General features: G+C 33.5%; 15 protein-coding genes. 12 read left to right on the forward strand and 3 right to left on the reverse strand.

The window, feature by feature from the left end:
- Positions 1-586: 586 nt before the first annotated feature.
- From HNS40_RS21035 to HNS40_RS21050, 3 genes are all read right to left on the reverse strand, one after another.
- Positions 587-1678 (reverse strand): hypothetical protein, encoded by a 1092-nt coding sequence (locus HNS40_RS21035; protein WP_172284668.1) that lies wholly within the window; start codon positions 1676-1678, stop codon positions 587-589.
- Positions 1679-2197: 519 nt separating this feature from the next.
- Entirely contained in the window at positions 2198-2587 is a 390-nt protein-coding gene (locus HNS40_RS21045; protein ID WP_172284673.1) for a hypothetical protein, read from the reverse strand.
- A gap of 3 nt (positions 2588-2590) precedes the next feature.
- Complete coding sequence (locus tag HNS40_RS21050; protein ID WP_172284675.1) at positions 2591-3019, reverse strand: helix-turn-helix transcriptional regulator; 429 nt, start codon at positions 3017-3019, stop codon at positions 2591-2593.
- Between the two features lie 121 nt (positions 3020-3140).
- Here HNS40_RS21050 and HNS40_RS21055 point away from each other — a divergent pair, with 121 nt between their 5' ends.
- From HNS40_RS21055 to HNS40_RS21110, 12 genes are all read left to right on the forward strand, one after another.
- On the forward strand, positions 3141-3455 hold the full coding sequence (locus HNS40_RS21055) for a hypothetical protein (protein WP_172284678.1): 315 nt from the start codon (positions 3141-3143) through the stop codon (positions 3453-3455).
- A gap of 3 nt (positions 3456-3458) precedes the next feature.
- A complete protein-coding gene (locus HNS40_RS21060) occupies positions 3459-3707 on the forward strand; it encodes a hypothetical protein (RefSeq protein WP_172284680.1) in 249 nt (82 codons plus the stop codon).
- On the forward strand, positions 3691-3924 hold the full coding sequence (locus tag HNS40_RS21065; protein WP_172284683.1) for a hypothetical protein: 234 nt from the start codon (positions 3691-3693) through the stop codon (positions 3922-3924). The genes HNS40_RS21060 and HNS40_RS21065 overlap by 17 nt, the downstream gene beginning before the upstream one ends.
- The gene (locus HNS40_RS21070) at positions 3921-4175 is read left to right on the forward strand and encodes a hypothetical protein (RefSeq protein ID WP_172284685.1); all 255 of its coding nucleotides are present in this window, start codon (positions 3921-3923) and stop codon (positions 4173-4175) included. The genes HNS40_RS21065 and HNS40_RS21070 overlap by 4 nt, the downstream gene beginning before the upstream one ends.
- Before the next feature lie 8 nt (positions 4176-4183).
- Positions 4184-4432 carry a hypothetical protein gene (locus HNS40_RS21075; protein WP_172284688.1) on the forward strand — a complete coding sequence of 83 codons (249 nt, stop codon included), beginning with the start codon at positions 4184-4186 and terminating at the stop codon, positions 4430-4432.
- 280 nt (positions 4433-4712) lie between these two features.
- On the forward strand, positions 4713-5204 hold the full coding sequence (locus tag HNS40_RS21080; RefSeq protein WP_172284690.1) for a hypothetical protein: 492 nt from the start codon (positions 4713-4715) through the stop codon (positions 5202-5204).
- 108 nt (positions 5205-5312) lie between these two features.
- Entirely contained in the window at positions 5313-6770 is a 1458-nt protein-coding gene (locus tag HNS40_RS21085) for a hypothetical protein (protein WP_172284692.1), read from the forward strand.
- 60 nt (positions 6771-6830) lie between these two features.
- On the forward strand, positions 6831-7169 hold the full coding sequence (locus HNS40_RS21090) for a single-stranded DNA-binding protein (RefSeq protein WP_172284694.1): 339 nt from the start codon (positions 6831-6833) through the stop codon (positions 7167-7169).
- A gap of 63 nt (positions 7170-7232) precedes the next feature.
- The gene (locus tag HNS40_RS21095; RefSeq protein ID WP_172284697.1) at positions 7233-7445 is read left to right on the forward strand and encodes a hypothetical protein; all 213 of its coding nucleotides are present in this window, start codon (positions 7233-7235) and stop codon (positions 7443-7445) included.
- An 11-nt stretch (positions 7446-7456) separates the two neighbouring features.
- A complete protein-coding gene (locus HNS40_RS21100) occupies positions 7457-7681 on the forward strand; it encodes a hypothetical protein (protein WP_172284699.1) in 225 nt (74 codons plus the stop codon).
- Positions 7678-8028, forward strand: coding sequence for a hypothetical protein (locus tag HNS40_RS21105; RefSeq protein ID WP_172284701.1), 351 nt, complete (start codon positions 7678-7680; stop codon positions 8026-8028). The genes HNS40_RS21100 and HNS40_RS21105 overlap by 4 nt, the downstream gene beginning before the upstream one ends.
- 264 nt (positions 8029-8292) lie before the next feature.
- A partial coding sequence (locus tag HNS40_RS21110) for a tyrosine-type recombinase/integrase (RefSeq protein WP_172284703.1) occupies positions 8293-8777 on the forward strand: 485 nt, incomplete at its 3' end.

The raw sequence follows: 8777 nt of genomic DNA on the forward strand, positions 1-8777 counted from the left end.
CAACCACCGGCAGAAAGGTCACCTTCAGTCGTTTCTTGCTAAAGCAATATTATGAAAATAAGTAATGAAAAACACATATATTTGAACCTAAATTAAAATAGTCCGATTAATAGGGGGCTAGACCAAAGGCGTAAATTTAAAAAATTAAGTTTTTATAGTTTATGTAATATATCAAAAAAAGTCTAAAACTTGAGTTTTAGTGAAAGTATGATTGGGACTATTGAACGAATACTCAGTATTATTGAATAAGCGTTTTTAGGCAAGTTATGTGTGACTTTAAAAAAAAATCGATATAAGTCTTCGTGTTTTGGTTTAAAACACTTTGTATACGCTATTTATAATAAATTTAATTATTTGTTATAATTTATTTTTAAGTTGATATCGCATTACTATTTGAATACATTTGTACCATAATTAAGGACAAATGAGCGCAATCACCGTCATATTTTTTATAGCTGTTTTTTTTATACAGCTGAGTTTGTTTTATGCCCCATTATATTATATTGGGTATAAGACATTTGCTTTGAATAAAAAAATTGGAGATGCTAAGTTGATGGGGACATTAATTGTAATAGCAGCTGGGTTATCATTGCTCACCTATCCCATTTTCTTCAATGTTTTCCGCAGCATTGTTGTTTAGGTCATTTTGATCTATTAGTTCATTATTTGGCAAATCGTTATCTATAGTAGTGTCTGCCATAATTGATTTTCTGGCATCTATTAACTCAATCATTTTTATTTTTCTTTCTTGACTTGCATTTAAGAAATTTGTCAAAGTTTGAAAAGGGCCATCCCCAGATGCTTTAAATTCATACTCCCCTAAATCAAGTTCTAATGTAGGATTATCTGAGAATGCAAATATAAATGCAAGCGAAAGGATGCCGACCTTGAAAGTTCCTGACAATGCCATTTTTCCTTTTGACTGAACTTTTATTTTTATAAACAAGTCCTCATTAATTTCAACTCCGTTTTCTTTACAGACTTCATGATAGAAGTATGTTAGAGAGCTTAGGAATTTATTAAATTGAAATGCATTTATCGACTGGTCTTGCTTAATTCTGATAACTACATGGCCAATATCCCCAATAAGGAATAAACTTGAAATATGACTTTCAATGGCCTCTTGTAAATAATCGATATTAGTAACAGCTGCTCTACCATTAAAAATTCTTGCCAAATCACCTTCGAATTTTGATCTACGCTTTTTGAGCAACCAATTTACTTTTCTTCTTTTCTGTGGATATGGCTCATGGGTTTCTTTAAAGATAAAATGTCTATCATCATCTACTACATACATATCCTGTAGAACTTCACCAATAGCCAATTCGAATGAATTTTTACTTGGAATAATGATGATATCACCAGGTTTAATTTCATGGTAAAAACTAACAACCTGATTTGCCCACTTTGTGCATTCACCACCTTCATAAGAAGAATTATTTTCAATATATTTCCTTAGTGTTAGAAAACCGGTCCTTTCTTCTTTTTCTTTTTTTAGTGTAACCTGGTGTGCATTTTTAATAAGGTCTATTGGGATGTTATTTAGACCAATACCTACATAGTCTTCGTGGAAGAATTCGTTGAATAAATCTCCAGAATAAGTTCTAAGGAACCAATATTTTCTGTCTTCTGATATTATCCTAAATTTTAGATCGTCTGGTATTAAGCTTTGATTCATAATAATATATTTGGTTTTATTTTACTTGGATTGAAATTTTGCAGATAGCTCAGGAGAAACTTCTTTAAGTTCTATACCAATAATACTGTAATTGCCATCAATATAAACTAATAACTTTCCATTTTGTTTTTTTATAGTTAGGTCTTTTTTTCTAACATTTGTTATATATAGACCGACTACAGCTATTAATGAGAAAAATAATAAAATGATAGTTATAGTTTGTATCATGTTGTAAATGAGGTTGATAATTTGTATATTTGCAAAGAACTAAAAGTGTATATAATGTATGTAATTCGTGTTTTATATCGTACTGTTATTTATTTAATTCCTGGTTTGTTTATAGTTTTTCTATTTTTTATTGGCATGCTATTTGACTTAGTAAAAACAGAAATTCATTTCTTTTATATTTTGCATTTGTCGAATCCTTGGCAAAGAATAAAATTCAAATACCAAGATTACAAGTCTTATAGGTTGCTAAAAAAAATTAGGCGAGCCTACAATCTACCAAGCCAATAACTTCTATTTCCCCCTCAAAAGATCAATAATCTCAGCCTTCAACTCCACCTCCTTCTGGAGTTGCTTAATATCTTTTTCTAGTCTTTCAACCTTATTTTTTTCGTTTAAGTAATCCGATTCAAGCTTAACAACCTTTGTTTCAAGGCCTTCGATTATTCGCTTGTATTTAGATTCAAAAAGGTCTTCTTCTATAAGTTCACAGGGTGATACATTTAAACTTGCTGCGATTTTTATAAGCATATCCAAATCAAGATCCAATTCGTAGTTTAAGATAGCACGTAATTTTCTTTTTGATATACCAGAAGAGGCTGAAACCTCATCAATATTATGTATTCGCATTCGAATGTTGGCAATCGAATGCTTTAGATTTATTCCATGTTTTATAAGTACCACATCTTACTTTTCAAGTAATCCAATAATCCTATCCTTCAACTCCACTTCCTTCTCCAAACCCTTAACCTCAGTCTTAAGCTGTTTCAAATCCTTCTTAAGGCTTTCAACCTCCCTCTTTAGTTTAATTTCAACCTTATTATATTTATCCTGGTTAAAGTTGCCGGTATTAATAATATTGCCAGTGCCTTTTTGACTTTGTTTTATGGAGTGCTTGGTTTGGCTTGAGGAGTTTATGTTGGTATCGAAAAATTCGCGGATGTCAACATTTAAAGATTCTGCCATTAGATAGAGAGTGTCAACATCTAATTTTGATCTTCCTGAGAAATAATTAAAAACAGTCTGAGGTGTTTTATCAATCATTTCTGCAAATTCAGCCTGAGTTAATTTATTTTTCTTAAGTAAGGCTTTGATATTCAGTATTATAATATCCATATAGCAAAATAAATACAAATTAAATTACAAAATACTTGCAGATTTACTGCAATATGTTTTATATTTGCATCAAACATTACTTTTAAGACCGCCAAGTATTAAAAGTTTAAAGCAAACAGTCATGCAAGATAGTACAAAAATTCAAGATTCCACTAACGATTTAGATGGATATTCAGATTTCAAAGATTATTTAAGTAAAAATTTAAGTCATTTTGAATTTGAAAACCTTCACACCACATTAGGTTACGAAAGTAGGGTACGAGTAGCCAGGTTACTCAACGAAAAAAGCCCCTGGTCATTCAACGAGTTATCAGAAACCATTAAGATGCTCGAAAACCCCAAAGCCCCAACCATTCTATTAAAACATTTCGAGGTGCCACATTCATTAACTCAAAATGAAATGCTGGTAATAGACACGTTTGCAATGGAGGGCTAAGCCATGACACCAACTCGATTTTTGTCATTCCGTAAGGAGGTGCAGGATTCCATTGTAAACCTGTTTTTCAATCATTACAAAATCACTTTTGATGAAATGGAAAGCATTTTACAAAATGTAAATCCGGTGTTATTAATCAACCTCCCCAAAGAGGCTGCTACCTCAGCTGAAATGCTAGACAGTGAGGAGCAAAAGCAATTCCTAAGCCAATTAAACACCCTAAAAAGTAATTCTTATGAAAAAGCGATATAAGTCATTGGTTAAGAGTGAACAGAGAGCAGTGTATTATCTATTATCTTTCGAACACACGGTACATCCTTGTGATATAGATATAGCCTTAACCGAGCTCAATCCGGAATTAAAACTAACAAAAGAAACCGCCATAATTACAAAGGTTGAAATTCCAAGTGCAAGCATGAAAGCTAATTTCAAGAATTTCCTAAACATTTTTAAAAGACCTAAATCATGAGCGATTTAATAGTAATTGAAAAAGAAGATTTGGCCCAGCTCATGCGCCAAGTAGTAAAAGAGGAGCTAAAGCAATATTTGCCCAAACCCGATCCAAATGGCCGCACCTATAACCGTACTCAGGTAGGTAAAATCCTAAAAAGAGGAAGCCGAAAAGTAAACGAGCTCATTGATTTAGGCATGATTAAAATTACCAAGGACGGCCAAATAACTGAGGAAGCATTAAATAATTATTTAGAAAATAAACGATAGTAACACCAATGGAAAATCAAGACAAAATTATCCTGGATAAACTAAAAACAGGCCAGCCACTTGTATTTACCAATCACAAGCTATTAGGCAAAGAGCGCACACTAAAAGTGTTCTATTATCCTCAAGAAATGGTTAAAGAAGCCACTAGATATTTCGTCAAGTTTAAAGGTGAAATAGTTTTTGTAGCAGATAATTATAAGCTGCTTAAAATGGGCTTAACCCCATTTATTGATAGATATAAACTGGAATTACAGTAAAGATATTTCCGTAGCTCTGCCGGGGGGCAACTGCGGAGGGGTCGGCAGGCTGATGCAAGGATCGGAAAAAAGGGGCTTTGTTCTCTTGAGTTACACAGCTCCTTTTTCCTTTCTTTTTTTAACAAGTACGGAAACCGCAAGATATAAAACCGTACTCCACCCGTTCCTTGCTAGGTCAGGAGTGCCCCTAAAAAAACCCATTAGAAAAAACATAATAAATGCGAAGACTTCAATAGATAAGAAATTTCGATAGTAATAAACGTAATCAATTAACCGCCATATGATTCAGATAATTGAGTGTACTGAAAAGCCAAACCTCTTCAATGGTTTAGCTGCAAATGTTCCGATAGGTTATACAATAACCAACGAAATCACCAAAGAAGAAAGACAAGAAACTAAGGTTCCCACCAACTTACGACATTGGAAAGAAAAGCAATTACGCAAAGAAGTATTAAGGGCAGCTCGTAAACTTCACAAAGCACGAATGTATGCTTTTCAGAACATTGAAGCCAATGAGAAAAATTATAAATGGGAGTGTGTGTTAATGCTCGATGATAAATTCAGGGAGATATCAGCCGAACAAGATTATTATGATGCTTTAAGATTTATCAATAGTAAAATGATATGGTTATTCGACCATATTTCACCATCAACCACATCACGTTTTTACAAAGGCTACCAAGCCCAATTATCAATTCTAAAGCAGTTTATTCTAAAAGAACTAAAGCACGCTAGAACGTCCAGAAATCGCAATAAGAAAACCCAAAATTAGAAAAATGTATAATCCTAGATACCAACCCTTTACCCCCTGTGTCCATAATTAAGGAACATTTGGAGTGAATATTTGGAGTGAGTGTCTAGAGTAAATCAAAAAATAATAATGTCAGAAAAGCCAATTAACCCAAATCGTAGGCGAAGCGGAAAAATTAGCTTTCTCAGAAGAAAAAATCAAAATTTAGTGGACCAATTGAACGTACATACTGAAAACACAGTTTTAAATGAAGAAACAAAAACATATGTTTCTAAGTTCGTCAAAAACGTGAGAGATTGTGCTAGTCTTTCATTGTATGAACAAACGGCCACAGATATAAAACACATCAGTTCCCATACATGCGATCATAAGCTTTGCTTTATCTGCAATTACTTACGACAAAAGAAAATTAGGCGTAAGTATAGCCTTTGGTTCGATAATAACCCTCATTTCCTCACCATCCTAAAAGAAAAAGGATCTACATATGTAGAAAAAGTAATTACCATTTGGCAGCATGAAAACAAATATTCGGAATACGAAATTGTTTCAAGAGTAAAATTTGAAGTCATGCATTTGCTATTAACAGTACGACATACTGAGGATGGTTTCAAAGGCGAAAAATTCTATCAGAAAGAATTTAGGCGTTTGTTTAATCTCATGCGAAAAAAAGAGGAATGGTTATCCTGGGTTTATGGAGGTGAATTTGGTTTTGAGATTACTAAAAAAGAGAATGGATATCATATTCATGTTCATTCAATGATTTTCGTGAAAAAAGGCTATAGAAATAGAAATAAGATTTACAGAATGATATTTGAGCTTTGGAATAAGGCCACTGTAGATGAAACAAACGATAAAAAAGAATTTACAGAAAAGGAATTAACAGCCATCAAAAAGAACTGTGGTAATATTCCCAATTGGGAAGCTCCAGAGGATTTTGTAAAACGATTAAAACCAAATGGAGCCACAAGAATCAGACTCGAGGGCTTATACATTCGTGATGATGATGGAAAGAAAATTTACGTAACAGAATACACAGGACAAAACGTAATGAAATCACTACTCGAAATCATCTCTTATCATTTTGAACCTTATGCATTCGATAAGGAAAACGATGAATTTGACGTTCCTCTTATGGTCGAGTTACTTCCTTACATGTTCAATCTTAGAATATACGATCGTTTTGGAATCCTGCATAGTGAAAGCCCATTAGCCATGAAAAACAATTCTTTACTAAGCGATTTAGAGGAGGCACTGGAGAGCAAAGAAGAGTTAGAAGGTGGTTTGGAAAAAGCAAAAGAAAATTCCAATTTCTCCATAATTAATCCAGTTTACGTATATCATCCAAAACACGATGATTACAGGATTACAATAAACGAAAAGGGACTAAATCTAAGAATAGATTTATCGGCTAGTAATACCAAAGATGCAGTTGAAGAAATGTCGCGAATGGCGGTTATGATGCATCAAGAACCGACACCAAAAGCAAGCAATCCAATGCCAGGTAACACCAATTTTCATAATCACGATATCAGTTCCCAGGAACGAGCCTATTTTGAGGAGCAAATAAACGATATGATTGGAGAATGATTGAAATAGAAGAAATTAAACAATTTATATAAACTAGTGTTCATTAAAAAATAATTTAAAATGCAAAATTTAGTAGTAGTTGGAAACGTTGGAAAAGACGCAGAAGTAAGAGTTACAGAATCTGGAGACAAGGCAATTAGTTTCAATGTGGCCACCAATAAAAAGTATGTGGATAAAGATGGAGTACTCAATGAGGTAGTAACCTGGTTTAATTGCTCCAAGTGGGTAAAAAAAGGAGGAAGTGTAGAACTAGCCAAATACCTACTCAAAGGAACCACAGTATCAATTATTGGTGAAGTTTCGGCCCATGGCTATGCAGGTGAAAATGGAAAGCCAAAAGCCTCATTAGATGTCAGAGTATCCGATTTAGAATTAATTTCCAGCAAAAAGGAAAACTAAACCGCCAAAAAGGGCAGGGGTTCAAACCCCTGCTATTTCTTTTATCAATAAATCTCAAACAGCATGAAAAACGATAGTAACAAATTTAATTATGTCACGGCACAAGATGTAATTGCACTGCACGGAGCCAAAAGAATAAGCTACAGCACCGCCCGCCGAAACATCAGAAAAGTATTAAAAAAATTAAATATCACCAGTCGTAGTGATTGCACTTTTGAGGAGTACTGTAATCATTATGATTTGGTTATTGATGAGGTTTTGGAATGTATGAAGTAAAAGCAAACACTATGAGTACAGATAATAATATTCCAATAAGTGAAGCTGAAATATTATCAGCTAGAATTATATTAAGAAGGTTGTATATTAAGCTTTTAGAAGCAAAATGGTATCAAGTATTAAGACTTTTATCTATAGCTGTAGGAATAGCTGTAATTTCTATTTACTATAAGATTAATTTTATAGAGGATTTGGGTCTATTTGGAGAAGAAGATAAAGAAACTGAGGATAAATGAAATACCTACTAATCGACAAATCATTAGCAGTAAAAGGGCAAATAGATTTCAAAAAAGAAGATTTCTTTTCGTTAAAGCCCTCTAGCTATGTCACTCAAATAGGGGATGGACGAGAAACCGGATCTTATAGAACTGATTTCTTTACACAGCCATTTAAATATGTTGGTTCATTTAATGATACCAGGGATTCAGAGGAATACAAATACTATGCATTTCAGGTTCCAGTTAACATGCTACCAGAAAACAGCGAGCCACATTATTTACTCTATGAGTCAACCGGAGTAGAAATTTTGAGGCGTACTAAGTCTTATGTTCGGTTTTTCGCTGCTGTGTTTGGGACTATTTAACGTTCTATGTATGGTTTCGTAGTGGATTTCAAAGCAAGATATTTCAAATTACGCAATGAGCCAAATTTGCCACCTTTAAAAAAGTAGTCAAATCGGCAAATTTGGCGGAGCCTAAAAAGAGTTACACTGCTTGAGTTTACTACTAAACCGCTATGAATTATACATAATGTTGAACTAAACCTCCCCAAAGGGAGGTAGCTTTCGATTTAAATTCGTATTGAATACGTATAAATCTCATGTTTAATAATTTAAAAAATTTAAATCATGAGTAAAATTACTATTTATTCTGAGGCCTGCAACAAAGTTGATGGCTTTAGAGCTATGGGAGAAGAGTTCAAACGTAAACTTATTATTAATGGACGATCAAAGTCTACACACGAAAATTATTTACGCCAAATAGCTAAACTGGCACTTTATTACATGAAAAATCCGCTAGTTTTAGACATGGATGAGCTGGAAGAGTATCTGTATTACCTGATGCAAAAGGATACGGATGCATTAAGTTCATATAAACATTTAGTTTATGGTCTGCGTAAGTTGTACTTTCTTTTTGACAAAGAAGAGCTTTTGCTAAAACTGCCCAAAATAGGCCGACCAAAAAAACTTATTACCGTACTCTCTCAACAGGAAACAAAAGAACTAATAAAAGCTCCTGTTCACATAAGGGAGAAAATCATGTTTGGTCTTATTTACGATACCGGAATGCGCATTTCTGAGGTGACAAACCTACTGATTAAAGATGTTGATCT

Source organism: Lentimicrobium sp. S6 (assembly GCF_013166635.1).
In the GTDB taxonomy this organism is placed as follows: Bacteria; Bacteroidota; Bacteroidia; order Bacteroidales; family UBA12170; genus UBA12170.